This is a genomic window from Mycobacterium sp. DL440, from assembly GCF_011745145.1.
Classification (GTDB): domain Bacteria; phylum Actinomycetota; class Actinomycetes; order Mycobacteriales; family Mycobacteriaceae; genus Mycobacterium.
Genome location: NZ_CP050191.1, coordinates 3,702,208 through 3,725,817, shown reverse-complemented (window position 1 = coordinate 3,725,817; position 23,610 = coordinate 3,702,208). Strand labels below are relative to the sequence as shown.

Below are 23,610 nucleotides of genomic sequence, written 5' to 3'. Positions count from 1 at the left end.
CACCTACCAGATCGCGCGGGGGTTGTGGCCATGAGCGACGGACTGTTCGAGGTGCCCGCCGACGCCTACCTCATTCCACCGGAGCCAGAGCAGCTTTCACGGTCGGAGAAGCGCCACCGGCTCATCGCGAAACGCATCGCCCAGGGCATGCACCCGCTCGGCTACGTGCGCCTCCACCCAGATGCGTCCAAGGAACGTGACGGGGTGGGGCCGCGCTGCGGAGGCTGCCGGTTCCGTGTTGTCACCAGCTATCGCGACAAGACGTACCCGAAGTGCCACTTCCCAACACGGCGCGGCGACAAGACGGTGCATCTCCGTGATACGGGGTGTGAATCGTCCGACATCCGAGCCTGGTGGCCAGCCTGCACAGATTTCGAGGCGGCCACCGATGCCTGAGCCACTGAACTACGACGACACCCGCTGCGAGTTGTGCGGCTGCTACGGCATCCAACACGACCAGCCCGAGCGCGGCGGACCGTGTGAAGCCACCGACGGACGCGGAAACCCCTGCGGGTGTCCCGGATTTGAGACACCACCCGACGACGAACCCGAACCCGAGCCCGAACGATACGAGGAGAACCGATGAGTGACCCCACCGTCCCGATCGGGATGGTCAACCGGACCCCAAGCGACGCGTGCCAGGGCGCTGCTGACTACTGGTCAGGCAAGGCCGCAGCGTGTGAAGAATCCGCGCGGTTGGCGCGCGAACAGGCCGACCGGCAAGAGCGTGAAGCTGCGCTGTATCGCCATTCGGAGCAGCAGTGGCGTGACAGCAAGGTGGCCATCGACGCGCTGTTCGGGAACGGGGCCTCCGATGAGTGACATTCCCATGCCCGAAGTGGCAACCGGTGCACGCATCACTGACCGCATCACCGAAGTGCTGCGTGAGCACGTCTACGACGTGAAATCGCTCATTCACCAGTGTGAGTGCGGGCGGGCGCTCGATGACGAGGAGCCCGACATGGTTCCCCACCTCGCCGCTGTGCTGGCCGAAACGCTCGGCCTGACGCAGGTCTACTCCGTCGGAATGCTCGACGGCGCGGGCGGTCCCGCCGACTGGCTCGGCTACAACGACCCGGACTGGCAGACCGCGCGCAACCGGGGACTCTGCGCAGACCAGTTCGTCGTCACCCGCCACGTCACCAGGTGGGAGCGCGCCGATGCCTGAGCGTCCGCTCCGTCCACTCAGGGTGCGCGCCATCCGTTCCGCCAACGAACGCATCCAAGGCTGGGCCGTCGAACGCCGCGGCCACGTCGGCTGGCGTGAAGTCGGCTACCTCAAACGTCACGAGGCCGCCATGACCTACGCCCACCACTACGCACAGGCACGCCGATGACCAACCCCGACCCCGACGCCGCCGAATCCGCAGGGAAGACCGCCACTCACACCATCTGCCAACAGGTCGTCGACCTCTACACGCTCGCCCACCAAGAAGGCGTCCGCAACGGCCTCGAAGCCGCCGCCCAGTTCCTCGCCGAACACGCCAAACAGGTCGCCGACAACTACGAACTCGACACCGCCTGGCGCATCACAGTGTCGGCATACCTGGAGCATCTCCGAGACTGCATGCGCCTCATCTCACTCCAGGTCCCCGACCCTGAGGCGGGCACGTGATGGCCGACTGCCCAACCCCCGAGAAACGCGCCTACCGCTCCAAGGCCAAAGCCAACCAGTTTCAACGCCTCACCCGACCGCCCCTCGGCGAAACGAAACAACGGCTCTACCCCTACCAGTGCCGCTGCGGCCAATGGCACCTCTCCCACCTGCACCCAGCCCGGAAGGAATGGGCCCAATGACCACCCCACAACCCGACTGGCGCACCGGCGCAGCATGCCGGGGCCAAGACCCCGAGCTGTTCTTCCCCGATCCGTCCGACGACCAAACACGTGAGGTCGCCGAATCCATCTGCGCCACCTGCACAGTCCGACCTGAGTGCATGGCGGCCGCCAACGCGCAACGCGAGAAATACGGCGTCTGGGCCGGATTCGAACGCAACGACAAAGGCCGGCCCTCATACCCACCAGGGAAACCACCCCGAGGCGGCTACCGAATCGGAAGGAACAACTGAAGTGATCAGCGTCGAGTTCGAGTGCGACCACAGCGGATGCAACGGGTACGAGGGCCCGCGACAGCCCGGCCCCGGTGAACCTCCATGGGCAGCCGAAGAGGCGGTCGACGTGTACGCCTCCGACTGGCACGGGAATGCTGTGCACTCTGACGGCGCACGCCTCAATGAGTATCTGCCCGAAGGCTGGTCGGTCCGCGAGCACGGCGACCCGTACACCGGCTACGCGCTCACGTACTGCCCGATGCACGCCGACGAGCACCCGGCACAAGGGCCCGGTCAACCGCGATGACAGATCCGAAGATCCGGCTGCTGTTCACCCGCGCCCAACTCATCGGCATGGGCCGCTGCCCAGACTGCGGCTGGCATCCGAAAACCCAAGGGCACCACCCCGACTGCCCAACATGGGACGAGCCTGCACCCGGCAGCCCTACCGTGCAGCAGCAGTCAACAGCAGTCACGAGGACTCAGGAGAAGTTGTGACGCAACCACGTTGGGCCACCGAACAGGAGGCCACTGAACACGCTCGCGTCTCCGCCAGCACACTCCGCCGTTGGCGGGCACAAGGACTCATCACCGGTCACAAGATCGGCCGCACCGTCCGATACGACTTGGCTGAGATCGATGCCATGTTCACCAGCAGCCAGGAGGTCGGACAGTGAAGTTCGAGTGGACTAACCAGGCCGGCGAGGTCGACGGCAACATCGTCTACACCCTGTACCCAGCAGACGGTGACCGCCCGCTGTACATCGGCATGACGCAAGAGCTCATCAACCGCCTTGCTGGGCACCGTAACCAGAAGCCCCGCAAGCCCTGGTACAGCGACATCTCCCGCGTCGTCATCACCCACTGCGAAAGCCGCGAAGCTGCCGCAGCCCACGAGCGGCACCTGATCCAAACGCTTGACCCCATCCATAACTTCGTCCGCTACGAAACGGTCGGTGCATAAATCCATGGCTAACGCGTTCGCAATGATCGACGAAGCGATCTGGCGGCGAGACAAAGACTTCCGCGCCCTCCCACGATTCGCCCAATGCACCTTCCTGCAACTGCTATCCCAGCGCGACGTCGACTGCGCCGGAATCCTCACACTCCACGTTGACCTGCTCGCCAAGGGCTGCGACGAACTCACCGCCGACGACATCTGGGGCGACCTCAAGGCGCTCGAAGCGGCCCGATTCGTCTACTACGACACCGACACCGACGAGCTGCTCGTGCGGTCCTACATCAGGCGCATCGCGGCCCGCTCACCGAACATTCTCAAGGCTGCATTGAAGGCCGCGAGAGCCGTTGTGTCGCCGAAATTGAGGTCCGTTCTCGCCGTCGAGCTCCACCGATTGAACAAAGCCGAAGCGACCGCCGTGGCCAACGAGATCGACGCCGGTTGGAACCCTTCCGAAACCCTTTCAGAACCCTTCCCGAACCCTTCCGAAACGGGTAACCCTTCCCGAACCCTTCCGGAACCCCCCAGCTGTAGCTCAGTTGTAGATCAGCTCTCACCTTCCGTAGATGGTTGCGTTGGGGGGACGCGTGCGCGCGGGTCCGCACGAACCGAACCGACCCAGCCCAAACCGGACCTCAACGAGCCCTCCCCGTTCTGCCCCGGCCACCCAGACGGAACCGACCGCCCCTGCGGTCCCTGCGGTCGAGCACGCAAGCGCTACGACGAATGGCATGCCGCCCAAGCCGTCGCAGCCACCGAAGCGCAGAAGGCACGCAACGCCGCGATCCGCGACTGCCCCGACTGCGATCCCGTCGGATGGCTGCTCGACCCCGACACACACGAACCCGTCGAACCCGCCACCCGATGCACTCACCACGACTGGGGTTCAGGCCATGCGTGACCCATCCGATCCGTACGCAGATGAACGCGCCGCCGCCGGCCCCAGCCCCGCCGAACTCTGGGAAGCCCAACAAGCCCGCGACGCCCGCACCAACCGCGCCGCCGCCATCCAGGCATGCGAGATGTGCGACCCAGACGGCTACCGCGGAACCCAAGTCTGCGACCACCAAGACCACACCGAAACCGCCCGCCGAGGAATCGCCCAAATCCGGGCCAAAATGGGCTGGCCCGCCACCGCCACACCAGAACCACCCCATTCGTAGCTCTCCGTGGACACCAGGCGGCAAAAAACACCCCTGTAACTCACCCAGCAGCCCCCAAAATGAACAAGACGAGACCGGACCGCAGTCCACACCACCCGCACCCCACCAACAGAAAATGCGCAACATGGCACCCAGCGGCGACAGAGCCACAACCAGAGCCCGCGCCGAACACGCCTGGCGCCTGCGGGTCCGCGGGCGCACATGGCAGGAGATCGCCGACGAGGTCGGGTTCAAATCTCGACACTCCGCGTTCAAGGCCGTCCGGACATTCCTCGAGAAGAACCCGCCCGACGACATCGACACCATGCGCCGCGCCGTCGGTCAGGTCATGGTCGAAGTCATCAGCACCGTCCGCGACAGCCTCGACGAAGCCCACGACGCCGGCAAGCACCGCGACGTCGCCGAGCTCGGCAAGGTGCTCCTCGACGGTCTGGACAAACGCGCCAAGCTCGAAGGGCTGTACGTCGCTGTCCCACAGGTCGTTGACGTCCAGGTGACTCAGACCGTGGTGGAGATGATCACCGACACCCGCGCCAAGCTGCAGGCCGCGATCGACGCCGAGGTTGTGCCGCTACCCGAGGAGCTTGAACGATGACCACCGCCGACCAGGTGAAGGCCGCCAAGAAGGCCGGCGTGGATGCAGCCATGTCGGTGGCGGAGGACATCGCTACCGGCCGGGTGGACACCGCGCAGCTCGACGTCGCAGTCCAGGCCGAGTGCCGCGAGCTGTTCGGCAGGGTGGCCGGCGAGGGTGACCCGCTGTGGGATCTGCACGTGTCGGTGGCCCGCCAGGTGTTGGGGCTCGATGGCATCCCGGTCGATGAGCTGGCGGAGTGGCTGGCAGTGTCCCGGGCCGCTCAGGGCGTCGAGGTGGTGGAAGCGGTGCCGTCGTGGATCGAGCGGGCGCTGGCCGCGTTCGACGACGACGAGGACGGGGCGTCCTGATGGGCTGGATGCCGCCACGTGGAGGCGGGTACCGGCCGGGCGTCAACACTCGGCCGCGCCCGTTGCCGCCGACGCCGCCACCGCCGAAAGGCGGAGCGGGCGTAGCCAGGGCTGTCTAACTGGGGTGTACCCGTGGTGAACTGTTGCGGATTGTCGAAACGTTGGGCGTGACCAGCGCAATCAGTGTCCAACAAAGGTGGTTGGCGAATTGTTTGACACTGGACTAGTCTGGTCTAGAACCTATTTAGACGATATGGAGCCGCTGATGACCACCAACCCCGACACCGATGACCGCCGGCCGACCAGCATCCGACGCTCACAGACCTATCGCGACATCGAGTCCGACAACCACGACCAACTGCACCTGGACGTCAGCACGTTCGTCGATAGTGCATGGCCCGACGTGGCGATCTTCACCGCCTCCGACGCCGACGGCAAGGCCACCGTGACTCTCGACCGTGAGGCCGCCGCGAACCTCGTACACCAGCTCGTCGAATGGCTGGCGGCCGGACGATGACCGGGCAGCGAGTCGGCTACGTCCGCGTCTCCACGGTCGACCAGAACACCGAACGCCAGCTCGACGGCATCGAGGTCGATAAGCGGTACGAGGACAAGGCCAGCGGCAAGGACACCGCCCGCCCGGCCCTCACCGAGGCGCTCGGCTACGTCCGCGAGGGCGACACCCTCGTGGTCCACTCGATGGATCGGCTGGCCCGGTCGCTGGAGGATCTGCGGCGCACCGTGCGGGAGCTGACCGCCCGCGGCGTGCGGGTCGAGTTCGTCAAGGAGAACCTGACGTTCACGGGCGAGGATTCGCCGATGTCGACGCTGCTGCTGTCCATGCTCGGCGCGGTGGCCGAGTTCGAACGCTCGATGATCCGGGAGCGGCAACGGGAAGGAATCGCGATCGCCAAAGCGAAAGGTGTGTACAAGGGCCGCAAACCGGCACTCACCGAGGACCAGGTGGCCGAGGTGGTTCGCCGCCTGGACGCCGGCGAGTCCGCCACGGATTTGGCGAAAGAGCTCGGAGTTGCTCGTGCGACGGTGTACAACGTGCGCAACCGCGCGGCGGCGAACAAGGATGGTGGCGATGAGTGAAAACCCGAACCTGGACAAGCTGAAGGAATGGTTCATCAACGCGTACACCGAGCGAATGAGCAAATGCATCAAGTGCGGTCGGCCCAGTCCTGAGGACAGGGACGAGAAACGCACGTGGGGCATGCAGAACATGTTCGGATTCGTCTACCAGGTCATCTGCCCGGACTGCATGACGCCGGAGCAGTTGGCGGAGTGCCAGATCCGCGACGCGACCGAGACGATCAGTACCGAAACGGGGCGAATCGTTCGGAAGCCGAAGAAATTCGATGACGACGAGGGTGGCGAAGGTGCCGGGCGGGACGCTGAGACCGACCCTCGGGAGTCGTGATGCAACCCGTTCGATTGGGGCAGGTCGTCAAGCTCGTCGTCGCTGCTGTTGTTGGGCTCGTCGTGCTGTTGTGCATCGTTGGGGTTCTCGCGGTGAAGGACTGGGCGGTGCCTGCGACTACATGGACCGCGTTCGGTTCCATTGCCACGGTTTCCGCCGCGGTCGTCGCGATTTTCACGTTGGTGTCACTCAAGCAGGACAGCGCTGACAGGACTCGCCCGGTCCTCATCGCTGAACTTAAGCATGCGGTCTTGACGCAGAACTCCGAGCTGCTGATTCGCAATGTTGGTCAGTCGGTGGCCCGCAATGTGAAAGTCGATTTTGATCCGCCGCTTCCTGACCCTGCTGACGGTGGCGGTGAGGAACGAGTGGGCGTGCTCACTCCGTACCTTCAACGGCGGTACAGCCGTGTGATCCCGACGTTTCCACCCGGGATGGCGATGGACAACTACTACCAGGGCGCCAACGATGACGAGCCTGTCCCTGATGACTTCACCGTCACGATTTCCTACGTCGACGCTCATGGTCGCAAGTACACCGATGCGTATGAACTCACGATGGGCACACTGCGGGACCAGTCGGGGAGCTATCCGGGGAATAGGGATGATCCGGGGATGCAGCGGCGGTGGGTGAAGGCGCTAGAGGCGATTGCTCGCGCCATTGGGCGGCACTGAATCGGGCTGGCACGCGAGGTGTCTGTCATCGAGTAGTCGGTCCACTGCGGTAGTGGTTCGGACGGGGTTGCCGTCGGCGGCGCACGCGGCGCGGTAGGTGGCCAGGGCGCGGAGTTCGGCGTCGATCATCCGGATGGTTCGCATGATGGTTGGACGCTGGCCGGCGGTTGGTCGGTTCCCGGTTTTACCGTTGGTGGTGTGGCCAAGGTTGGGGATCTTGTGCGCTCGACGTCGGGTGGCTGGAAGCGGTTGGCGCCGACGCATTGCCCGGCCGGACACCGGTTCGTGCCGGGTCGGATGATCGTGGGGCATCGGGCGTGCGGTTCCCATCGTGGTGGGCACACGACCTGGACGTGCTGGTGCGGCGGAACAGTGACGGGCCCGACGCAAACCGCTGAGTGCGATGTGCTGGTCGGGCCCGCCCGGGTTGTTGAGTTGTGAGTCAGCGTTCGATCAGCTGCTTGTTGATTCCGATAGCCCCGGCGATTACTGACAGTGCCGTTTCGGCGCCCTGCTCGGTGCGGTGGATGCTGAGGACGTGGCCGGCGTTGTCCTCGACGGTGTAGACCGCCGGTGCGAGTTCCCCGACGGGGTGGCATTCGATGAATTCGAGGACGGCCTGGCGGACGATCTCGGATTCTTTGACGCCCTTGTCGTCGGCGATGGCCTGCAGGATGCCGCGAATGCTCGGGTCCACGCGGACGGTGAGGTTGGGGGTTTTGCCAGCCGACTGGGCGCCCTTGGCGGGGCGGCCCATGCGGAGGGTTGCCCCGTCTTCGAGGGGGCCACTGACGACGTAGTCGCCGGATTCGACGGCGCGGCTGAGGGCGGCGTAGTCGACGGGTTCATTCTTGGCCATGGCGGATTCCTTTCAGGTGTATTGCGGTCCGATGAAGGGACGTTGCTTGGCGGCAACGTCGTTGCGGAGGTCCTTTGCGCCTTGGCTGACCTCAAGCACTTCGTTGGCGACGCGGGTGGTGAGGAGCATGGCGTGGAAGACGGCCCAGGTCTGGCCGTCGACGTCGTTGGCGGCGACCTCGATGGGGGTTTCGTTGTTGATGCGGCCGACGAACATGAAGGTGGCGAGGTGCTCGAAGCCGGGGGTGGTGATGGCGTAGCGGAAGAGGGGGTAGGCGATGATGGCGAAGATTTCGGTGGCGGTGATGCTGTGCTGCCAGCCGGTGGGTTGGATGTCGATCGCCATAACCTAAAGTGTAGGGCACTTATTCGATAAGTGCAAGACACTATTGTTCGCACCATCAACTGACACTCTCGCCGCATGTCAGACCCGGTGCGGACCCTCGCGGCCATTCGCCACGTCAAGGCCATGCGCGCCACACGTCGCCCGTCGTCGCCGGCGGAGCTGGCGCGGCTGCTGGATCCGAAGTTCCGTGTGACGCCGACGATTCGCCTGCTGTCCGACGTCGCTGTGCGGTGGGTGACCGAGCCGGACCAGCGGGACGTCGTGAACACGCCACCGCGGACGGGTAAGTCGGAGTTGTTCGCGATCTGGACGCCGGTGTGGGCGCTGATGCCTGATCCTGCGTTTCCGATGAAGGGCCCGGATATGCGGATCGTCGTCGTCTCGCATGGGGATGATCTGGCGCAGACGCATTCTCGGAAGGTGCGGGCGATCATCCGTGAGCACGGCGAGTTTCTCGGGTACAGCATCGCGCCGGATAAGACCGCAGTCGGTCGGTGGAATGTGCAGGGGCATCAGGGCGGCGTGCTGGCCGCGGGCATCAGCTCGGGTATCACTGGGCATGGCGCGGATTTGATGATCATCGACGATGTGCTGAAGGACGCTTCGGAGGCGGATTCGGCTGCGCATCGGAAGCGGATTCTGAACGAGTACCGGTCGACGTTGGCGACGCGTATCCATCCGGGTGGTTCGTGCTTGGTGTTGATGACCAGGTGGCATGAGGAGGATTTGGCGGGGGCGTTGTTGGCGCAGGAGCCGGAGCGGTGGCGGCACACGAACATTCCGGCGGTCAGCGAGTCGGGGATTGCGGATGCGTTGCGTCGGCCGCCGGGTGTGGCGATGGTGTCGGCGTTGGGTTATACGCCGGAACATTTCGGGGCGATGCGGCGGACGTCGGGGGAGCGGGCTTGGTACGCGATGTACATGGGTGTGCCGTCGACGCCGGCGGGTGGTTTGGTGAAGTCGGATTGGTTGGGGTCTTGGCGGTTGCCGGTGGCGCCGTCGTCGCCGGTGTTCACGGTGGTGGCGGTGGACCCGTCGGATTCGGGTAAGGGCGACGCGTGTGGTCTGGTGGCCACGTCGATGACGTCGGGCGGTGTGGTGGCGATGATCGCGGACAAGAGCGCGCCGATGACGTCGGACGAATGGGCGCGGGAGGCTGTTCAGTTGGCGCTCGACGTAGGGGCCAGCCAGATCACGGTGGAGGGTTTCGCGGCTCGGGAGACGTACACGCGGGTGGTCAATGAGGCGTTGGAGCGGGCCCGGGTTCGGGAGCTGACGACCAAGGGCACTGTGTTGCATCCGATTCGGGTGACGTCGTGGCCACCGAAGGGCCGACCGCGGGTGGGGGATGCGATCGCCAGGAGCTCGGCGCTGCTGCAGGCGCTCGAGGTGGGCACCTGCCGCCTAGCCGGGTACTTCCCGGATTTCGAGGCGAAGGCGATCGCGTGGCAGGCCGGCCAGCACCAGCCGGACAACTTGGCGGCGTTGGTGATTGGTCACGACGAGTGTGTGCATTCGGCGGGGTTGGAGTGGGATTTGGCCAGCCCGTTGGATTCGCCGGGGGGCGGGGTTGCGCCTGGCGGTGGCGGCGGGAATGTGACGTCGATGGAGTGGTGGCGTCAGCAGGTCGGCTGATTCTGCGGCCAGCTCGTGGGATGCTCGCGGTGTGGAGAACACGGGGCAGGTGGCGGTTACCGATCTCGTCGAGGGTGACGTTGTATTGCATCCGGAGCGGCAGATGTGGATGCGGGTTCACCGGGTGCGTGACTTCGTGGAGACGGTGCGGTCGTTTGAGCAGGCCACGGGGTGGACTACGGAAGAGAGTTCGCTTCGCCGAGTCACGCTCGACCCTGTGCATCGGCTGCCGATCGAGACGTTCATTCCGTTCGATCTGGATTACCGTGACGCTGAGCAACTGGAGTTGATTACGCGCTGGACGGGTGGCGAGCTGCCGCCGCAGGCGTTCTGACTGATCACCATGCGGGCGTACGTTCCCGCGTATGGCCTCGGAAACCATCGACTTCGTGAATCATCCGCCGCACTACCGGCATCCGTCCGGGATCGAGTGCATCGCATTCACGCGGCATTTGTCGTTTGATGCTGGCAACGCGTTCAAGTACGTGTGGCGCGCCGACGCGAAGAACGGCCGCCAGGATCTTGAGAAGGCTCGCTGGTATCTGCTGGATGCGATCGAGCACGCCGACGCGCCGTTCTTGCGGTCGTGGAACTTCACTGTCGAGCGGCGGTTGGCGGTGGTGCTGGAGTATGAAACGGATCGCGATCGGCGGGTGTTCTTCGACGCGATGAAACGCGGCGATGTCGGCCGGGCGCTGGACGCGGTGAACGCGATGTTGGGCGAGGTTCTGGACTGATGACGGCGCCAGCTCGGGTGGATGATCGTCTGGCCGCGCTGCCGGACACGGCGTTGGCTCTGGCGCTCGGCATGTCGGTGGCGAATCCGAAAGCGGCGTATGCGGGTCGGGTGTCGGCGTTGGTCGATGAGTTGGCGCGGCGCGGTGTGCTCGACGCGATGCTGGCGGCGCTCGGGCCGGAGTTGGCGGCGTCGATCCGGTTGGCAGCCGGGGCGGATCGTGGGCAGTGCTGGGCCCGGTCGGGTCGAGCGTAGGAACACTGTCGGCGAGTTGCCTCACGCAAGAGGCGATTACCCGAATATGGGAGTGCTGTCTCAGTTATGGTCTGCCGATGAAGAACAGCCCTGATTGGGTTCGCATCACGATCTTCGCGAGCATCGTTGCCGCCGTCGTTGGCATCGGCCTGATGATCTGGTCGCAGACCCCACGGCATTCCAGCATCGATCAGACCTACCTTGACGGACTGTCCGATGCTGGAGTGGAGGGCGTGGACGACAAGGTCCTGCTGGATCAGGCGCGGCGGATCTGCATTGACCTCGAGAACGGCGTCTACCCCTTCTCGGTGGCCTCTCGGTTGTCGAAAACCAACCCCAATCAAACCATCGACGAAGCACTGCTACAGGTGGGCGGGGCCGTGGGGTCCTACTGCCTGGACCAGAGAGGCAAGCTCGATGGTTGGTGACCCCAAGAAGTGCGCCAGTTCACAGCTACCGTAACGGTTTAGCTGTCGAACCGTGACAACCGCCGGGTTATCCGGATAGGGCGCCGGTTTCGGGTTCTATCTTGGCGGTCGTGGAGTTGCTGAGCACCGTGGTCGCCGCGAGTTGACGACGCCGGACCGGTGGGAGCCCGACGCGCAGATGGTCGCGGCGGTCCTGTCGATGCCGAAGGCTTCCCGCGCGATGACCGAGCTGTCCGACCCGGACCGGGCGTGGCTCGTTGCCGGACTGACCTTGGCGGGCATGACGGCTGAGGAGATCGCCGAACGCACCAAATGCTCACGCCGGCTGGTGATGTCGATCCGCGCCGAGGACATGACGCAGGTGTGCAAGATCGCGCAGCAGCAGACCGGCGAGATCAGTGAGGAACTGTCGGCTGAACGCTGCCAGCACTCGCTGACCCGACGGGAGCTCGCGGAGGCCCAGGGCGAAAACGATCGGCTGCGAATGCAACTGGACCAGTTGATCGATACGCTCGCTGTGGGCGGTAGTGTGCGGTTCTGTTCCAAGGGCCGGCATCTGATGTTGCCGTACAACACGTACCGCCACGGCGGTAAGGAACGGTGCCGGGAATGCCGCCGAGAATGGCAAGCCAACCGAAAAGCGCCCGCTACCAGCGCATTAGTTCCCCAGGAACTAGAGATTTCTGCCTGATCGGCCCGAATCCTTCTTCACCCCAACGTCATACCGTCTCGCGCTATGAACCACAACCTCGGATTGACCGTCCTGATTCTTGTCTTCTACGTGCTCGCCGTCGCGCGGGTGACTCGGCTGATCAACTACGACACCGTGCTGGACTGGGCCCGCCTGTTCGTGGCGCGCCGTGCGGGATCCGCATTGGCCGCGGCGGAAGAGGCTGAGGCGGCGGACCAGTGGACGGTCGGTGAGTTGCATCGGCGCCGTCAGACCCGGTGGAACATCGCGCTCGAGTTCATGGGTTGCCCGTGGTGTGTCGGCTGGTGGGTCGCGCTGGCCGGCGCCGTGCTGGTGGTGCACGTGTTGGTCTGGTCGTGGTGGGCGGTGGTGCCGGTGGCGCTCGCCTGCTCGTATGTCGTTGGCCTGGTGGCTCCGTTGTCGGCTGATGAGTTGGACATTGAGCAGGGGTAAACACCCAGCTTGGTTACCGTCCTGACTCGTGACCGCCACTGACCTGCGCATCGTTCGACGTCGCCGCGGCGCGCTGACGGCATCTGTGGCCGCGCCGCGCGCTTTGACTGCTGCGTCTGCCCCCGTATCCGACCCTGCCCAGATCTTCCGGGCCTCGTCGAGCATGACGGGTCGGCGCGACAACTGGCAGGACGAAGCGTGGAAGATGTACCGCGAGGTCGGCGAGTTCGGCTATTACGTGCGGTGGCGGTCGAATTCGTGCTCCCGAACATCTCTGATTGCGTCGGAGATCGACGAGGACAGTGGGCGGCCGACGGGCAGCATCGATCCGGACAACAAAGAGGGTTTGCGGGTCGCGGAGATTGTCCGCCAGATCGCCGGCGGCACGCTGGGGCAAGCGCAACTGGTCAAACGGATCGCCGAGGTTCTGACCGTACCGGGTGAGTTGTGGGTTGCCATCCTGATGCGCACCGAGGGCACCGGGGCGCGGAAGCGTGTGGTGGAGAAGTGGTTCGCGGTCACCCGCAAGCAGATCGAGCTCGGCACCCGCAGCAACAGCGTGACGATCAAGCTGCCGGACGGCACGAAGCACGAGTTTGACGCGGCCAATGGGGACTCGATGTTCCGGGTGTGGAACCCGGACGCCGAGGATGCGGCGGAGCCGGATTCGCCTGTCCGGGCGTGCTTGGGCCCATTGCGGGAGATTGTGCGGACGACCCGAAAAATCGCCAACGCTGACGAGTCGCGACTGTTCAACAACGGCATCCTGTTCGTACCGTCGGAGGCGTCGCTACCGGATTCGCAGGCCCCGACCGCCGCCGGCCAGCCCGGAACTCCGGCGCCGGCCGCGCCGCGCAAGGTCGCGGCCAGCCTCCAGAAGCTGATCATTCAGGTGTCCCAGGAGGGCGCCAAAAATGAGAACAGCGCCGCGTCCAACGTGCCAATCGTCGCGGCGGCCCCGGGCGAGCACATCAGCAAGATCCAGCATCTGGAGTTCGGCAAGGAAGTAACCGACACCGAAATCCGGAAGCGCAACGATGCGATCGCCCGCCTGGCCATGGGGCTGGATATGTCGCCGGAACGACTGCTCGGCCTGGGTAACTCGACCAATCACTGGTCTGCCCGTCAGATCGGTGAAGAGGATGTCCAGCTGCACATCGCGCCGGTGATGGAAACGATCTGCCAAGCCATCTACGACAGCGTGCTGCGCAACGTGCTTGAGGGCGAGAACATCGACCCGGACAAATACATCCTTTGGTATGACGCCAGCCAGTTGACCGCCGATCCGGACCTGACCGACGAGGCGAAGGATGCGCACGAGAAGGGCGCGATCACCTCCGCCGCGCTGGTACGCAGGTACGGGCTGCCTGATGACGATATGTACGACTTCAACACCATCGAGGGTTGGCAGGAATGGGCGCAGGATCGGGTGTCTCAGGACCCGGCGTTGATCCGGGATCTGCTGCCGTTGTTGGACAAGTCGATTCAGGCGCTCGACTTCCCCGAGCCGACACCAGCGTTGCCACCCGGCCAGGGTGAGGGTGTCGACGAGGATCCGGGCGCGGAGGACCGCGAGGAACCTGACACCGAGGACGACGCCCGAGATGGGCAGCACGCAACCCGCACCGACACCGAGCTGGCGGTGGTGGATCTGCTTGCCGGTCGGGCGTTGGAGTTGGCGAGTAATCGACGTGTGACGACGAATGATCGGGCGCAGTACGCGCGGCTGCGCAGTGTGCCGAAGCGGGAATGGCATCGCCTGATGGATCCGGTGACTGATGAGCAGGTCGCTGGGTTGATCAAGGGGTGGGACGCGATTTTCAGTGACGAGTTCGCGGCTGCGCACGGTGTGGATCCGAAGCGGGTGCGGGCCGCGGTGAAGCGGATCGCGCGGCGGGAGTTGACTGCGCAGGTCGTTGACGGGCAGGTGGTCTGAGTGTTTTGGCCTGGTCAGGGTGAGGCGTTGTCGCGCACCATCGAAGCGGAGTCGGCGATCTCCGATCTGTATACGGAGGCGTTGCGCCGCTGGTGCCCGGGGGCCCGGGCCGCGGTACTGCCCGCGCTGACTGCATCGGCTCTGCCGCCGGACCCGGCTGCGGTCGCGCAGGCCCAGTCCGCGTGGGATCAGCACGCCGACACCGTGATTGTGGCGGGGTTGGGGATCCTGTGGGCGCTGGCAGTGTACGAGACCGCGGTGGAGCTCGGCGGCACGGTGGGCGATGCTGTGGTGCCCGACGTGGACACAGTGGTGCTGGGGATCGTGCTGGCGTCGCTGATCGGGTTGTCCCGCAAGCAGGTGCTCGAGGCGGTCGCCTATGTCGATTCGACACCGGTGCTGGCGCGGGCGCGGGCGGACTTCCTGACGAGTAAGCGTGAGTTCGTGGCGGCGACGCCGAGCGTAGTGCGGGCGAAGGTTGAGGCGGCGCTGGCCAACTCGACGATGGAGGTGGAGCGGACACCACCTGCACTGGACGGCGAGGTGACCGCACCGTCTGCTCCCCAGGCACCGGATGTTGCGCCCGCACCAGCGGCGGAGCCGTCCATCGCTATCGAGGTCGTGCCGGAGAACAGACCGGAGGTGTTGCGGGTCAGGGCCGATGAGGTGATGCAGGCTGCATCACCGGAGATGCGCGACGTCGCCAAGCAGCAGGGTTATCAGGCGGCCGGGGTGATGAACCACGCGGTGCTCGCTGCGGCGCAGGCGTCGGCCGCCGAATCCGGCGAGGAGCTACAGAAAACGTGGATCAGCACGCTCGACGGCAAGACCCGCCCGTCGCATTGGGCTGGGGATGGCCAACGAGTCCCGCTCGCTACGGCTTTCACGATCGGTGGTGAGCAGCTCCAGTTCCCCGGTGACACCACGGCGTCGCCGGCGGAGTGGAAGAACTGCCGGTGCCGCATGGGGATCCTGGCCGTCGACGAGGAGCTGCCCGACGAGGTGGATCGGCACACCGAACGGCTCAATGGCCGGGACAGCGTGGCGATCAATCGGAACGGGCGCACCCAGGCAGAGGAAATTGAGCGGCGCGCCGGCGCGGGGAATGTTCGTGCGCGCGACACCGACGACGGAATCGGGCGCGTGGCGTCCGGCGGCTGGGCCGCACCGAGTGAACAGGAGTATGAGATGGCCACCGAGGACGCTGAGACCTATCTGACGTTCACCGATGCGCTGTTCGCGGTCATCGGGACCCCGACCGACGATCGGCGGATGCTCGCGACCGACATCGACCTGACGTTCCGGGACACACCGTTGCCGTTGCAGTGGTGCGAGAAATCCAAGGGCGGCCACGACGATTCAGTGACCATCGGCGTCATCGAATCCCTGTCCTACGCCGACGGTGAGGTCCGGGCCTCGGGGTACCTGCTGAACAACGAACACGCGACGAAGGCGTTCGACCTCATGTCGCACGGTGTCGCGAACCCGTCGGTGGACCTCGGCGGCGAGTTCGAGATGTTCGAAACCTACGACGACGGAACCGTTGTCACCGACGAGAATTTCGACCCATCGCGGCCGATCTACCGGACGATCACGAAGGCCAAGGTGATGGCCACGACGATCGTTGCGATCCCGGCGTTCGGTGAGACGCGCATCAGCCTGAACGCGGATCGAGAAGCGCGGGACCGGGCGCTGGTGGCGGCGGCCGCGGAGAACTTCCAGTCCCACGTCAAGACCTACGATCCGGCGTTGTTCGAGAACCCTCAGTTGACGCGGGCCACCGCGCCGACGATGAACGCCGAGACCGGACGAATCTACGGGCATCTCGCTGAGTGGGGGCACACGATTCGCGGCGGCAGCGAGGTCACTCCTCGGAACCGCAACGGGTACCTGAATTTCCACACCAGCCAGGTGATGCTCGACGACGGCAAGCAGCTGTCCGTTGGCCGGCTCACGGTTCAGGGTGGCCACGCCTCGACCGCACCCGGTGTCACGGTCGCGACGGCGCGGGCGCACTACGACAATGTGTGCACCGCGTTCGGGTTGGTGCGTGTCGGTGAGGACGCGCACGGTATCTGGTTCTCTGGCGTGCCGGCGCCTGGCGTGGATCCCGAGACGTTCCAGATGGGCATGACCGCCCCACTGTCGGGTGATTGGCGTGACTGCCCAGGTGCGGGTCTGGACATGATCGGCGCGCATGCGGTCAACAGCCCCGGGTTCCCGATCTACAGTGCGGTGACGGGGCCGGACGGCCGGGACGTTGCGCTGGTCGCCAGTCTCGGTCCGTCGCCCCGGTCGCAACCTGGCGGCGACGTGCCGACCCTCGCGGATTTCAAGGCGATTGTGGCTGAGGCGTTGGCGGAGTCGGCGCAGGCGGCCGAGTTGGCGCGTCGCCGTGACGCGGTGCTCGCGCGGGCGTTCGCCGCTGTCGGAGAGCCGCCCCGGCCCGCAACTCCTACTGAGCGTATGGCCGTCCTGATCGAGGCACTCCCAAAAGCCTGACCGCCGACTTCGCCTTTAACCCGAGGCAGAAGCGCGGCCCCGACGGCAGGTGGATTTCGGTTGGTGGCGGTGGTAAGAAGCGCATCGGTCACCGGCTACGGTTCACCGGCGGACCAGCTGAGCTGGGGCCTGAGCCGAACTCATCAGATCGAGACGTCTACCGGGCTTACTGGAAGGCGCGGCAGGGCGCGCTACCGGTGGAGTTCAATGGCGAACGGCTGGAGCCGGGCGAGGTGCGGTTCGTTGAGCGGTTCTTGGATGTGGGGGAAACCCCCGAGTGGATAGCGACTGCAGGGTTTAAGCCGACCAACGATTTCATCTGGCGGTCCAACGGGAATGTTGAGGTCGAGCAGAAGACCGTCGTACCACGCCCGCAATCGATTCATGGCCGGATTGTGGATGCCGCCTCGCGGGCAGCGAAGCACGGTGTCGTGAAAGACCGGTTCGTCATTGATATTGAGGACTCGCCACTCACAGATGAGATCCGCGTAGCGTTAGAGCAGTTCAACGTTGGCCGTGAAAAATATCGGCTGCAGGGTCTGTGGGTGATGGCGCAGGGACAACTGAACGCAATTGACCTGCAAAAATAGTAGCGGGACGCCAATCCCCCGTGAAACGGGGGGACGTCCCGCAGGCTCGATTCTACCTGACGTCCGAGTGATTGCAATACGTCCTGATGCACTCGCGGTTCGTACCGTCCTACCCGTGGGCTGCGCATGTAGAGGCCGGAACCGTGCCGGCGGTAAGACGAGCAGCGGTGCGACGATCGCCGGCTACCGGTACACGTCACCCACCGGTGAGGTGAAGGTGTTCCTGACGAAGATCGAGGCCGTCGCCGAACAGCGCCGTAATGGTGGCGGCACCATCTTGCAACTCACCAGCGGCGCATAGCCGCACACGCAGAAATCGCGCAGAAAGGCCCCGGGTTCACGTCCGGGGCCTTTCGCGTACCCGGGTGCTGCACCGTGCCCTCTTACCGTCCTGCGCCAGAGAGTTCCTGCCATGCGCTATGTGCCGGGGAGCGATCGACAGACCGAGAGTTTCACTCAGAAAACGAGGAGCACGAAGTGAAGTTCGACAAGCTGCCCGATCAGCTTCCCGCCACCGTCGCCGAGCTGGACGAATACGCCGACGCGATCACCAAGGAAATCAACGTCTTCCAGGCCCGGCACGACGCCGGCCAGGAATTCTCCCCTGAGGACGTCGCCCGGTTCGAAGAGCTCGCCGACGCTCACGACAAGGTCACCGAGGCGCGCGATGCTGTTGCCGCTGCTGACCAGTCGCAGACCGACAAGCTGAACTCGGTGCTCGCACGGACCGCCAAGAAGCCCGTCGACGCCGAGCCGGCCGCCGAGGCTGAGGCCGAAGCCGCCGATTCCGACACTGACGGTGACGGGACCGACGAGGCCGCGGCCGACGTCGTGGCTGAGGCCGAAGCTGCCACCGTTGAGGCTGCCGAGCAGTCCCAGGCTGTCGCCGCTTCCGCCGGCAAGGCCGTCAGCTTCGCGGGTGCCACCAACGGCAACAACGACCTGCCCGGCCCCGCAGCCACCGGTGAGAAGCCGAAGGGTTGGGAACTGCTGCCGTCGGCCCCGAAGTACGGCGAGTTCGGCAACGACAAGGTCGGTTTCGCTGAGATTGCGCAGTCGATCGCATCGGTGAACCCCGGTCAGAACACTGGCCGTCAGCGCACCGGCCAGGTCAGCATGGAGGGGCAGGACTTCGCCACCCAGGCTGTAGCTCGCTTGCCGCGGCCTCAGCCGGAGGGCCCCGTGCCTGCGAACGAGCATGAGGCGTACGAGGCGATCCAGCAGATGGGTCGCGAGATCCCCGGCAAGGGCAAGGTTTCCGCCCAGGCGCTCGTCGCCGCCGGTGGCTGGTGCGCACCCTCGGAGCAGATCTACACGTTCTGCAACGTGCCCCCGGCGTCGGATCTCATCTCGCTGCCAGACTTCCCGTTCGACTTCTCCCGCGGCGGTGTGCGCGTCCCGGTGAACCCGGACATGTCGGCGCTGCTGGACGACGTGTGGCACTTCACCGAAACCGAGCTGGAAGCCGTTGACGGCAACGGTGATCCGACTGCGGTCAAGCCGATCATCGAACTGCCCTGCCCGGATCAGTTCATCGAGTGGCGGCTGGAAGCGATCGGTTGGGCCGCCAAGGCGGGCATCCTGCAGCGGCAGGCGTGGCCGGAGGCCATCGAGAACGCGCTGGAGCAGATCCAGGTCGCTCACCAGCACCGCGTCTCGCAGAAGACGATCGCCAAGATGGTCGCCGGTTCCGGCACCGCGAAGGTGGTCCCGGCCGATTCGGTGTTGGGCGCGACCAGCTCCGTGCTGAACGGGCTGGCTCTGCAGGCCGCGAACCTGCGATACAACAAGGGCCTCAAGGGTGACGCCACCATCGAAGGTGTTGCGCCAGTGTGGTTCCGCGAGGTGCTGCGCGCCGACCTCGCGTTGCGTGAAGGCAAGGACACCCTGGCCGTCACCAACGCCGAGATCGACAACTGGCTGGCGGTCCGCGACATCTACCTGCAGTACGTGGTGGATTGGCAGACCCGCGGCTCCGGGCAGCCCGGCAATATGGCCACCCTGGTGTACCCGGCCACCGTCCAGGTGATGCTGTTCCCGGCCGGCACGTGGTTCCGGACGCTGAACAACATCATCACCCTCGGTGTCCAGTACCCGCTGCAGCAACTGGTCCTCAACCAGTACACCCACATCTTCACCGAGGACTCGTTCCAGGTGGGGAAGCGGTGCGATCAGTCGATCCTCGTGACGCTGCCGATCTGCATCTCCGGTGCTATCGGGGCTCGCCAGACCGTGGCGTGCAACACCCCGGCCGAGACCCCGTAGCGGCTGACCGGCGAATCGCAATGGACTGGCGGGCGACTGTGGACAAATCCGAGGCGTTCACGGTCGCCCGCCTTCCCGGTAGAGAGGACCGCACATGACGGCTGCACTGTCCCCGGTGGTGTTCGATGCACCGCTGGTCAACCCGGCACCCAACGGGTTGTTCACGGCGACGCAGTGGACCGACGAGGACGGGCCGCTGCGATGGCTGCCGTCCGGTGTCGATGTTCGGGTGTTCAACTACGGCGGTGGCACCCAGTTCGGTGTGTGGGCCGCGCCGTGGAACGCCGCGGAGTCCGAGTTGGCGCCCTCTGATGTGAAAGAGGGCGTGCGGCCGGACTTCCCTGACACGTTCGTCGCCATGACCACCTACGCGACGGATGAGTGCGACCTGCTCAAGCGGTCGCGTGAAGAGGTCCGTGTGCGGGCTCAGCAGGTGCATCGCCTGCAGGAACCCAACCAGGTCGAGAAGATGCTGGCTACGCGGCTGCTGGCCGACGCCGGTACGCCGGGCACGGCCGCTGGAATCGTCGCTGCGGTCGCGCATTTGGAGGGCCTGTTGGCGAAGACCAACACGATCGGTCTCATTCATGCGTCGGCGGAGTGGGCGGCATTCGCGGCCTACGCCAATCTGGTCCGATATCAGGGCGGCAAGCTGGTGTCGCCGTTGGGCCATACGTGGGTGTTTGGCGGCGGCTACGTCGACACCCTGGGATCCACACTGATCGCGACGTCGCCGACGTTGGGGTGGCGCGGCCCGGTGGCGTTGCGGGACGCGCCGAGCATGGAAGTGAACGAGTTCGTGGCGGTCGCTGAGCGCAGCTTGGTTGTCGGCTATGAGGCGTTGGTGGGGGCCGTGACGGTCACCGCGCCGGTCGACGGCGACGGCTTCCCTGGGCTCACGAATTTCCCTGGTAGCACCAATTTCCCGAGTGGAGGGTAGACCATGCCTACTGGTGTGGACGTGGCGGTCGAAGACGGTTTCGCCACTATCGAATTCGTCGATCCGTCGCTGCGTGGCCCCGGCCTCGGGAAGCTGCTCGAGGTGGGCACGCCGCCGGAGCTGATCGAGAAGGTCACTCGGCCGCGGTTGGCGTACATCGTGCCGGAGGGCAACGCCCGCCTGGCCGGCCTGCTCGACGAAGCTCCCAAGTTCGCCAGCGGTGGCCCGATTCCAGCAGACGCTGATCTGCCGGAGGCACTTCCCGATACCGGACACACTGTCCCTGCGTCGTGGCCGGACAGTGAGCCCGACGACGGCTGGAAGCGCGCCGAGCTCGACGCGTACGCCGCCGCGCACGGCATCGACACTCGTGAACTCCCCAACAAGACCGCGGCCCTGGCCGCCATCCAGGAAGTGAGCTAGGCCATGGAGCTGCCAGAGTTGACCCCCGAGCGGCGCCAGTGGCTCTACGGCATCACCGTCGCAGCTATCACTGTCGCAGTGGGGTACAAGGCGATCGCGCCGGAACACGCCCCGATGTGGCTGGACCTGGCTGCCAACGTGCTGGGTATCAGCGGCACCGGTACCGCTGGTGTGATGCTCTCTCGGCAGCGGAAAGACGGCACGCTGTGAGCCTACTGGGGCTCATTGGTGAATCTGTCCGCTCCACAAGCGAAGTGCTCGATCCAGACGACGGTATTGACCTGTTGGGAATGCTCATCGTTGGTCTCCCGATGTCCCTACCCGCAGTCGCCGCATTGATCGTGACCGTCCGAGGCCAGCGAAAAGGCCGGGAGCGTGCGCGCAAGATCGACGCGAAAACCACCGAGATTCACGAGAACACGGTCAACGATCACGACACCAACCTGCGCGAGGACCTCGACGACATCCGGGACATGTTGCGGGACGGATTCCGCCAGGTCGAACGTGACATCGGTGGTCTCCGGGAAGAGATGCGGACCGAGCGGAAGGAACGCATAGCTGGTGATCAGCGTCGGTGTAACCGGCCTGACTGCTGATGCACCCTGCCCTCTTACTGTCCGAACTGCCTCGGGAGAACCGAACCGACCGGCGCGCAGCGCCTTTAGTAGGAGGACAGCCAGCACATGGCTTTTGCAGTGGTCAAAGGCTTGGCGCTTCGCGTGACCAAGACCGACAAGTGCGGGCTGCCCCTCGAAGGCCCCGCGAACCGTATGGTGACCGACGGATTCATTCGATTCAGCCTGGATCCCGAGATGAAGGCCCGCGAGGACCTCGAACAGACCAACGCCGCAGGCAAGGTCTGCGTCTCGGCCAACACCCCCGCTGAACGCAAATGGTGGAACATCGAAGCCCAGCTCTGTGGCGTCGACCCTGACCTGTTCGCTCTGGTCGCGGCGTGGGCGCGGGTGACCGACTACGACGGCAACCCGGTCGGTGTCCGTGACCGCAAGTCGGTCGAGACCGAGACCGGTGTGATGTTCGAACTGTGGGCCGGCGGCGACGATGACGACGGCTGCGACATCCCGACCGACGATTCGATCTTCTCCAGCTCGGTGAGCGGATCCCAGTGGGGCTACTTCGTCATTGGCGGTAAGGAGTTCGTTTCCAGCGCGCTCGCGGTGGAAGCCAATCCGTCGACGTTCACCCTGACCGGTCGTAGCTTCGCGCCGAAGCAGTGGGGTCGTGGCCCGTACAACGTGGCTGCCACCGACAGCTCCGGCGCTGCTGGCCGTCTGCTGGTGCCGCTCTACGATCCGGTCGACGAGAACCATCTGGCGTTGTTCGCGACGCCGATCGCTCCGCCGAAGCCGACGAATGGCGCTTGCGAGCTGGCTGTTCAGTCGATCTTCACAAGCCCGGACACCTATTTCGGTGCTTCGGCGGCGGATGTCGCTCCGGCTCAGCCGATCTGCAACGCCAAGACCTACGGACTCGAGGTCACTGGTACGGGCAATTTCAAGCTGTCCGTCGGCTCCGATCCGACTGCCAACATCGCGTCGACTGCGCTTCCGGCCGCGGTGCAGTCGGCGATCGAGGCTTTGGCGAGCGTCGAAGTTGGGCAGGTGCAGGTGATCGGCTCGGCGGGCGACTACACCGTCAAGCTGGATTCCTCGCTGGGTGCGCTTACCGCGGACAGCACGGACCTCACCGGTGGTACCGCCACCGTGACCCCGGTCGGAACCCCTTAACCGCCGTGCCGGGGTCGGACCTCTACCCCGGCGCGGCGCTCTACCCAGGAGGATGACCTATGGCCTATTCGAAGCAGACGTGGGCGGACGGGTCCGGTGGTGGCACTCCCATCACCGCGGCCCGGCTGAACCACATTGAGGACGGGGTTGCCGCGGCTGATGCGGCGGCCAGCGCAGCCGATTCGGTGACGGCTGCCAACATCACGGATGCCACCACGGTGGGCCGGAATGTGTTGAAGGCAGCCGATGCCGCTGCTGCTCGGACTGCGATCGGTGCGGGCACCGGCAGCTCCAATCTGGCGCTGGGCACCACCAGCACCACGGCGGCGGCAGGCGATCACACGCATTCGACGTACGTACCTACGACACGGACGGTCAACGGAAAGGCCTTGTCGGCCAACGTGACTCTGACCGGTGCCGATGCCGCCCTGACCGGCTACACGATCGGCACCGTGGCTGAGGCTGCGGTAGCCCCAGCCGATACCGTCAACGCGGCGATAGCGAAGCTGGAGAAGCGTATCGCCGATCTGGAAGCTGCTCCGTAACCGCACGAGACAAGCGGACCGCCTCGGGTGCTGTTGCCCCGG

38 protein-coding genes are annotated in these 23,610 nt (G+C 65.3%); 36 read left to right on the top strand and 2 right to left on the bottom strand.

The genetic code is table 11. The annotated features are described in order from the left end of the window. The first annotated feature begins 30 nt into the window (after positions 1 to 30). From HBE63_RS17985 to HBE63_RS17900, 18 genes are all read left to right on the top strand, one after another. A complete protein-coding gene (locus tag HBE63_RS17985) occupies positions 31 to 396 on the top strand; it encodes a hypothetical protein (RefSeq protein WP_166905952.1) in 366 nt (121 codons plus the stop codon). Then, a complete protein-coding gene (locus HBE63_RS17980) occupies positions 389 to 586 on the top strand; it encodes a hypothetical protein (protein ID WP_166905951.1) in 198 nt (65 codons plus the stop codon). The genes HBE63_RS17985 and HBE63_RS17980 overlap by 8 nt, the downstream gene beginning before the upstream one ends. Beyond that, entirely contained in the window at positions 583 to 822 is a 240-nt protein-coding gene (locus HBE63_RS17975; RefSeq protein WP_166905950.1) for a hypothetical protein, read from the top strand. The genes HBE63_RS17980 and HBE63_RS17975 overlap by 4 nt, the downstream gene beginning before the upstream one ends. After that, positions 815 to 1,168, top strand: coding sequence for a hypothetical protein (locus tag HBE63_RS17970; protein WP_166905949.1), 354 nt, complete (start codon positions 815 to 817; stop codon positions 1,166 to 1,168). Before HBE63_RS17975 ends, HBE63_RS17970 begins: the two co-directional genes overlap by 8 nt. Further along, positions 1,161 to 1,337, top strand: coding sequence for a hypothetical protein (locus HBE63_RS17965; protein ID WP_166905948.1), 177 nt, complete (start codon positions 1,161 to 1,163; stop codon positions 1,335 to 1,337). The genes HBE63_RS17970 and HBE63_RS17965 overlap by 8 nt, the downstream gene beginning before the upstream one ends. After that, positions 1,334 to 1,615: a hypothetical protein gene (locus HBE63_RS17960; RefSeq protein WP_166905947.1), complete on the top strand. Its 282-nt coding sequence runs from the start codon at positions 1,334 to 1,336 to the stop codon at positions 1,613 to 1,615. The genes HBE63_RS17965 and HBE63_RS17960 overlap by 4 nt, the downstream gene beginning before the upstream one ends. A 178-nt stretch (positions 1,616 to 1,793) precedes the next feature. Further along, entirely contained in the window at positions 1,794 to 2,069 is a 276-nt protein-coding gene (locus HBE63_RS17955; RefSeq protein WP_208301154.1) for a WhiB family transcriptional regulator, read from the top strand. Position 2,070: 1 nt separating this feature from the next. After that, positions 2,071 to 2,358 carry a hypothetical protein gene (locus HBE63_RS17950; protein WP_166905946.1) on the top strand — a complete coding sequence of 96 codons (288 nt, stop codon included), beginning with the start codon at positions 2,071 to 2,073 and terminating at the stop codon, positions 2,356 to 2,358. Between the two features lie 187 nt (positions 2,359 to 2,545). After that, positions 2,546 to 2,728 (top strand): helix-turn-helix domain-containing protein, encoded by a 183-nt coding sequence (locus tag HBE63_RS17945; protein WP_208301153.1) that lies wholly within the window; start codon positions 2,546 to 2,548, stop codon positions 2,726 to 2,728. After that, entirely contained in the window at positions 2,725 to 3,015 is a 291-nt protein-coding gene (locus tag HBE63_RS17940) for a GIY-YIG nuclease family protein (protein WP_166905944.1), read from the top strand. The genes HBE63_RS17945 and HBE63_RS17940 overlap by 4 nt, the downstream gene beginning before the upstream one ends. 4 nt (positions 3,016 to 3,019) lie before the next feature. After that, complete coding sequence (locus HBE63_RS17935) at positions 3,020 to 3,910, top strand: hypothetical protein (RefSeq protein WP_166905943.1); 891 nt, start codon at positions 3,020 to 3,022, stop codon at positions 3,908 to 3,910. Continuing rightward, positions 3,903 to 4,172 carry a hypothetical protein gene (locus HBE63_RS17930; protein WP_166905942.1) on the top strand — a complete coding sequence of 90 codons (270 nt, stop codon included), beginning with the start codon at positions 3,903 to 3,905 and terminating at the stop codon, positions 4,170 to 4,172. The genes HBE63_RS17935 and HBE63_RS17930 overlap by 8 nt, the downstream gene beginning before the upstream one ends. Positions 4,173 to 4,296: 124 nt before the next feature. Beyond that, complete coding sequence (locus HBE63_RS17925) at positions 4,297 to 4,767, top strand: hypothetical protein (RefSeq protein WP_166905941.1); 471 nt, start codon at positions 4,297 to 4,299, stop codon at positions 4,765 to 4,767. Further along, positions 4,764 to 5,117 (top strand): flagellar hook-length control protein, encoded by a 354-nt coding sequence (locus HBE63_RS17920; protein ID WP_166905940.1) that lies wholly within the window; start codon positions 4,764 to 4,766, stop codon positions 5,115 to 5,117. The genes HBE63_RS17925 and HBE63_RS17920 overlap by 4 nt, the downstream gene beginning before the upstream one ends. 265 nt (positions 5,118 to 5,382) lie before the next feature. Then, on the top strand, positions 5,383 to 5,634 hold the full coding sequence (locus tag HBE63_RS17915; RefSeq protein ID WP_166905939.1) for a hypothetical protein: 252 nt from the start codon (positions 5,383 to 5,385) through the stop codon (positions 5,632 to 5,634). Then, complete coding sequence (locus HBE63_RS17910; RefSeq protein ID WP_166905938.1) at positions 5,631 to 6,215, top strand: recombinase family protein; 585 nt, start codon at positions 5,631 to 5,633, stop codon at positions 6,213 to 6,215. Before HBE63_RS17915 ends, HBE63_RS17910 begins: the two co-directional genes overlap by 4 nt. Next, a complete protein-coding gene (locus HBE63_RS17905; RefSeq protein ID WP_166905937.1) occupies positions 6,208 to 6,543 on the top strand; it encodes a hypothetical protein in 336 nt (111 codons plus the stop codon). The genes HBE63_RS17910 and HBE63_RS17905 overlap by 8 nt, the downstream gene beginning before the upstream one ends. After that, on the top strand, positions 6,543 to 7,217 hold the full coding sequence (locus HBE63_RS17900; RefSeq protein WP_166905936.1) for a hypothetical protein: 675 nt from the start codon (positions 6,543 to 6,545) through the stop codon (positions 7,215 to 7,217). The genes HBE63_RS17905 and HBE63_RS17900 overlap by 1 nt, the downstream gene beginning before the upstream one ends. A gap of 442 nt (positions 7,218 to 7,659) precedes the next feature. Here the strand turns inward: HBE63_RS17900 and HBE63_RS17895 are convergent, their stop codons facing one another. Next, entirely contained in the window at positions 7,660 to 8,076 is a 417-nt protein-coding gene (locus HBE63_RS17895; protein ID WP_166905935.1) for a hypothetical protein, read from the bottom strand. 12 nt (positions 8,077 to 8,088) lie between these two features. After that, complete coding sequence (locus tag HBE63_RS17890) at positions 8,089 to 8,421, bottom strand: hypothetical protein (protein ID WP_166905934.1); 333 nt, start codon at positions 8,419 to 8,421, stop codon at positions 8,089 to 8,091. A gap of 75 nt (positions 8,422 to 8,496) precedes the next feature. Between HBE63_RS17890 and HBE63_RS17885 the strand changes: the two genes are divergently transcribed. The 18 genes from HBE63_RS17885 (at position 8,497) to HBE63_RS17800 (ending at position 23,568) form a co-directional block, all read left to right on the top strand. After that, positions 8,497 to 10,056 (top strand): terminase large subunit domain-containing protein, encoded by a 1,560-nt coding sequence (locus HBE63_RS17885; RefSeq protein ID WP_166905933.1) that lies wholly within the window; start codon positions 8,497 to 8,499, stop codon positions 10,054 to 10,056. A 31-nt stretch (positions 10,057 to 10,087) separates the two neighbouring features. Next, a complete protein-coding gene (locus tag HBE63_RS17880; RefSeq protein ID WP_243858125.1) occupies positions 10,088 to 10,390 on the top strand; it encodes a hypothetical protein in 303 nt (100 codons plus the stop codon). A 31-nt stretch (positions 10,391 to 10,421) separates the two neighbouring features. Then, positions 10,422 to 10,793: a DUF3310 domain-containing protein gene (locus HBE63_RS17875; protein WP_166905932.1), complete on the top strand. Its 372-nt coding sequence runs from the start codon at positions 10,422 to 10,424 to the stop codon at positions 10,791 to 10,793. Then, complete coding sequence (locus HBE63_RS17870) at positions 10,793 to 11,047, top strand: hypothetical protein (protein WP_166905931.1); 255 nt, start codon at positions 10,793 to 10,795, stop codon at positions 11,045 to 11,047. The genes HBE63_RS17875 and HBE63_RS17870 overlap by 1 nt, the downstream gene beginning before the upstream one ends. A 77-nt stretch (positions 11,048 to 11,124) precedes the next feature. Beyond that, positions 11,125 to 11,475, top strand: a complete 351-nt coding sequence (locus HBE63_RS17865; protein WP_166905930.1) for a DUF732 domain-containing protein — start codon at positions 11,125 to 11,127, stop codon at positions 11,473 to 11,475. A gap of 142 nt (positions 11,476 to 11,617) precedes the next feature. Further along, entirely contained in the window at positions 11,618 to 12,166 is a 549-nt protein-coding gene (locus HBE63_RS17860) for a hypothetical protein (protein WP_166905929.1), read from the top strand. 45 nt (positions 12,167 to 12,211) lie between these two features. After that, a complete protein-coding gene (locus HBE63_RS17855; RefSeq protein ID WP_166905928.1) occupies positions 12,212 to 12,619 on the top strand; it encodes a DUF1360 domain-containing protein in 408 nt (135 codons plus the stop codon). Positions 12,620 to 12,647: 28 nt separating this feature from the next. Beyond that, entirely contained in the window at positions 12,648 to 14,555 is a 1,908-nt protein-coding gene (locus HBE63_RS17850) for a hypothetical protein (RefSeq protein WP_243858123.1), read from the top strand. Continuing rightward, the gene (locus HBE63_RS17845) at positions 14,556 to 17,057 is read left to right on the top strand and encodes a hypothetical protein (RefSeq protein WP_166905927.1); all 2,502 of its coding nucleotides are present in this window, start codon (positions 14,556 to 14,558) and stop codon (positions 17,055 to 17,057) included. It abuts the gene before it with no gap. 197 nt (positions 17,058 to 17,254) lie between these two features. Next, positions 17,255 to 17,647, top strand: a complete 393-nt coding sequence (locus HBE63_RS17840; RefSeq protein ID WP_166905926.1) for a hypothetical protein — start codon at positions 17,255 to 17,257, stop codon at positions 17,645 to 17,647. A gap of 115 nt (positions 17,648 to 17,762) precedes the next feature. Next, positions 17,763 to 17,948 carry a hypothetical protein gene (locus HBE63_RS17835; RefSeq protein WP_166902193.1) on the top strand — a complete coding sequence of 62 codons (186 nt, stop codon included), beginning with the start codon at positions 17,763 to 17,765 and terminating at the stop codon, positions 17,946 to 17,948. Between the two features lie 176 nt (positions 17,949 to 18,124). Next, positions 18,125 to 19,912 carry a major capsid protein gene (locus HBE63_RS17830; protein WP_166905925.1) on the top strand — a complete coding sequence of 596 codons (1,788 nt, stop codon included), beginning with the start codon at positions 18,125 to 18,127 and terminating at the stop codon, positions 19,910 to 19,912. A gap of 94 nt (positions 19,913 to 20,006) precedes the next feature. Continuing rightward, entirely contained in the window at positions 20,007 to 20,852 is an 846-nt protein-coding gene (locus HBE63_RS17825) for a hypothetical protein (RefSeq protein ID WP_243858121.1), read from the top strand. Positions 20,853 to 20,855: 3 nt separating this feature from the next. Then, the gene (locus HBE63_RS17820) at positions 20,856 to 21,275 is read left to right on the top strand and encodes a hypothetical protein (RefSeq protein ID WP_166905924.1); all 420 of its coding nucleotides are present in this window, start codon (positions 20,856 to 20,858) and stop codon (positions 21,273 to 21,275) included. Between the two features lie 3 nt (positions 21,276 to 21,278). Further along, entirely contained in the window at positions 21,279 to 21,485 is a 207-nt protein-coding gene (locus HBE63_RS17815) for a hypothetical protein (protein WP_166905923.1), read from the top strand. Between the two features lie 101 nt (positions 21,486 to 21,586). Then, complete coding sequence (locus tag HBE63_RS17810) at positions 21,587 to 21,871, top strand: DUF2746 domain-containing protein (protein ID WP_243858119.1); 285 nt, start codon at positions 21,587 to 21,589, stop codon at positions 21,869 to 21,871. 87 nt (positions 21,872 to 21,958) lie between these two features. Beyond that, positions 21,959 to 23,023 carry a hypothetical protein gene (locus tag HBE63_RS17805; protein ID WP_166905921.1) on the top strand — a complete coding sequence of 355 codons (1,065 nt, stop codon included), beginning with the start codon at positions 21,959 to 21,961 and terminating at the stop codon, positions 23,021 to 23,023. Between the two features lie 59 nt (positions 23,024 to 23,082). Then, complete coding sequence (locus HBE63_RS17800) at positions 23,083 to 23,568, top strand: hypothetical protein (protein WP_166905920.1); 486 nt, start codon at positions 23,083 to 23,085, stop codon at positions 23,566 to 23,568. Positions 23,569 to 23,610 lie beyond the last annotated feature (42 nt).

Excerpts from the sequence above, each read along its gene's own strand:
- HBE63_RS17985 (WP_166905952.1), top strand. The coding sequence starts at position 31 with ATGAGCGACGGACTGTTCGAGGTGCCCGCCGACGCCTACCTCATTCCA.
- HBE63_RS17935 (WP_166905943.1), top strand. The coding sequence starts at position 3,020 with ATGGCTAACGCGTTCGCAATGATCGACGAAGCGATCTGGCGGCGAGAC.
- HBE63_RS17975 (WP_166905950.1), top strand. The coding sequence starts at position 583 with ATGAGTGACCCCACCGTCCCGATCGGGATGGTCAACCGGACCCCAAGC.
- HBE63_RS17870 (WP_166905931.1), top strand. The coding sequence starts at position 10,793 with ATGACGGCGCCAGCTCGGGTGGATGATCGTCTGGCCGCGCTGCCGGAC.
- HBE63_RS17900 (WP_166905936.1), top strand. The coding sequence starts at position 6,543 with ATGCAACCCGTTCGATTGGGGCAGGTCGTCAAGCTCGTCGTCGCTGCT.
- HBE63_RS17915 (WP_166905939.1), top strand. The coding sequence starts at position 5,383 with ATGACCACCAACCCCGACACCGATGACCGCCGGCCGACCAGCATCCGA.
- HBE63_RS17875 (WP_166905932.1), top strand. The coding sequence starts at position 10,422 with ATGGCCTCGGAAACCATCGACTTCGTGAATCATCCGCCGCACTACCGG.
- HBE63_RS17980 (WP_166905951.1), top strand. The coding sequence starts at position 389 with ATGCCTGAGCCACTGAACTACGACGACACCCGCTGCGAGTTGTGCGGC.
- HBE63_RS17925 (WP_166905941.1), top strand. The coding sequence starts at position 4,297 with ATGGCACCCAGCGGCGACAGAGCCACAACCAGAGCCCGCGCCGAACAC.
- HBE63_RS17920 (WP_166905940.1), top strand. The coding sequence starts at position 4,764 with ATGACCACCGCCGACCAGGTGAAGGCCGCCAAGAAGGCCGGCGTGGAT.
- HBE63_RS17820 (WP_166905924.1), top strand. The coding sequence starts at position 20,856 with ATGCCTACTGGTGTGGACGTGGCGGTCGAAGACGGTTTCGCCACTATC.
- HBE63_RS17885 (WP_166905933.1), top strand. The coding sequence starts at position 8,497 with ATGTCAGACCCGGTGCGGACCCTCGCGGCCATTCGCCACGTCAAGGCC.
- HBE63_RS17930 (WP_166905942.1), top strand. The coding sequence starts at position 3,903 with ATGCGTGACCCATCCGATCCGTACGCAGATGAACGCGCCGCCGCCGGC.
- HBE63_RS17910 (WP_166905938.1), top strand. The coding sequence starts at position 5,631 with ATGACCGGGCAGCGAGTCGGCTACGTCCGCGTCTCCACGGTCGACCAG.
- HBE63_RS17970 (WP_166905949.1), top strand. The coding sequence starts at position 815 with ATGAGTGACATTCCCATGCCCGAAGTGGCAACCGGTGCACGCATCACT.
- HBE63_RS17825 (WP_243858121.1), top strand. The coding sequence starts at position 20,007 with ATGACGGCTGCACTGTCCCCGGTGGTGTTCGATGCACCGCTGGTCAAC.
- HBE63_RS17815 (WP_166905923.1), top strand. The coding sequence starts at position 21,279 with ATGGAGCTGCCAGAGTTGACCCCCGAGCGGCGCCAGTGGCTCTACGGC.
- HBE63_RS17955 (WP_208301154.1), top strand. The coding sequence starts at position 1,794 with ATGACCACCCCACAACCCGACTGGCGCACCGGCGCAGCATGCCGGGGC.
- HBE63_RS17965 (WP_166905948.1), top strand. The coding sequence starts at position 1,161 with ATGCCTGAGCGTCCGCTCCGTCCACTCAGGGTGCGCGCCATCCGTTCC.
- HBE63_RS17890 (WP_166905934.1), bottom strand. The coding sequence starts at position 8,421 with ATGGCGATCGACATCCAACCCACCGGCTGGCAGCACAGCATCACCGCC.
- HBE63_RS17855 (WP_166905928.1), top strand. The coding sequence starts at position 12,212 with ATGAACCACAACCTCGGATTGACCGTCCTGATTCTTGTCTTCTACGTG.
- HBE63_RS17960 (WP_166905947.1), top strand. The coding sequence starts at position 1,334 with ATGACCAACCCCGACCCCGACGCCGCCGAATCCGCAGGGAAGACCGCC.
- HBE63_RS17805 (WP_166905921.1), top strand. The coding sequence starts at position 21,959 with ATGGCTTTTGCAGTGGTCAAAGGCTTGGCGCTTCGCGTGACCAAGACC.
- HBE63_RS17895 (WP_166905935.1), bottom strand. The coding sequence starts at position 8,076 with ATGGCCAAGAATGAACCCGTCGACTACGCCGCCCTCAGCCGCGCCGTC.
- HBE63_RS17800 (WP_166905920.1), top strand. The coding sequence starts at position 23,083 with ATGGCCTATTCGAAGCAGACGTGGGCGGACGGGTCCGGTGGTGGCACT.
- HBE63_RS17810 (WP_243858119.1), top strand. The coding sequence starts at position 21,587 with ATGTCCCTACCCGCAGTCGCCGCATTGATCGTGACCGTCCGAGGCCAG.
- HBE63_RS17905 (WP_166905937.1), top strand. The coding sequence starts at position 6,208 with ATGAGTGAAAACCCGAACCTGGACAAGCTGAAGGAATGGTTCATCAAC.
- HBE63_RS17865 (WP_166905930.1), top strand. The coding sequence starts at position 11,125 with ATGAAGAACAGCCCTGATTGGGTTCGCATCACGATCTTCGCGAGCATC.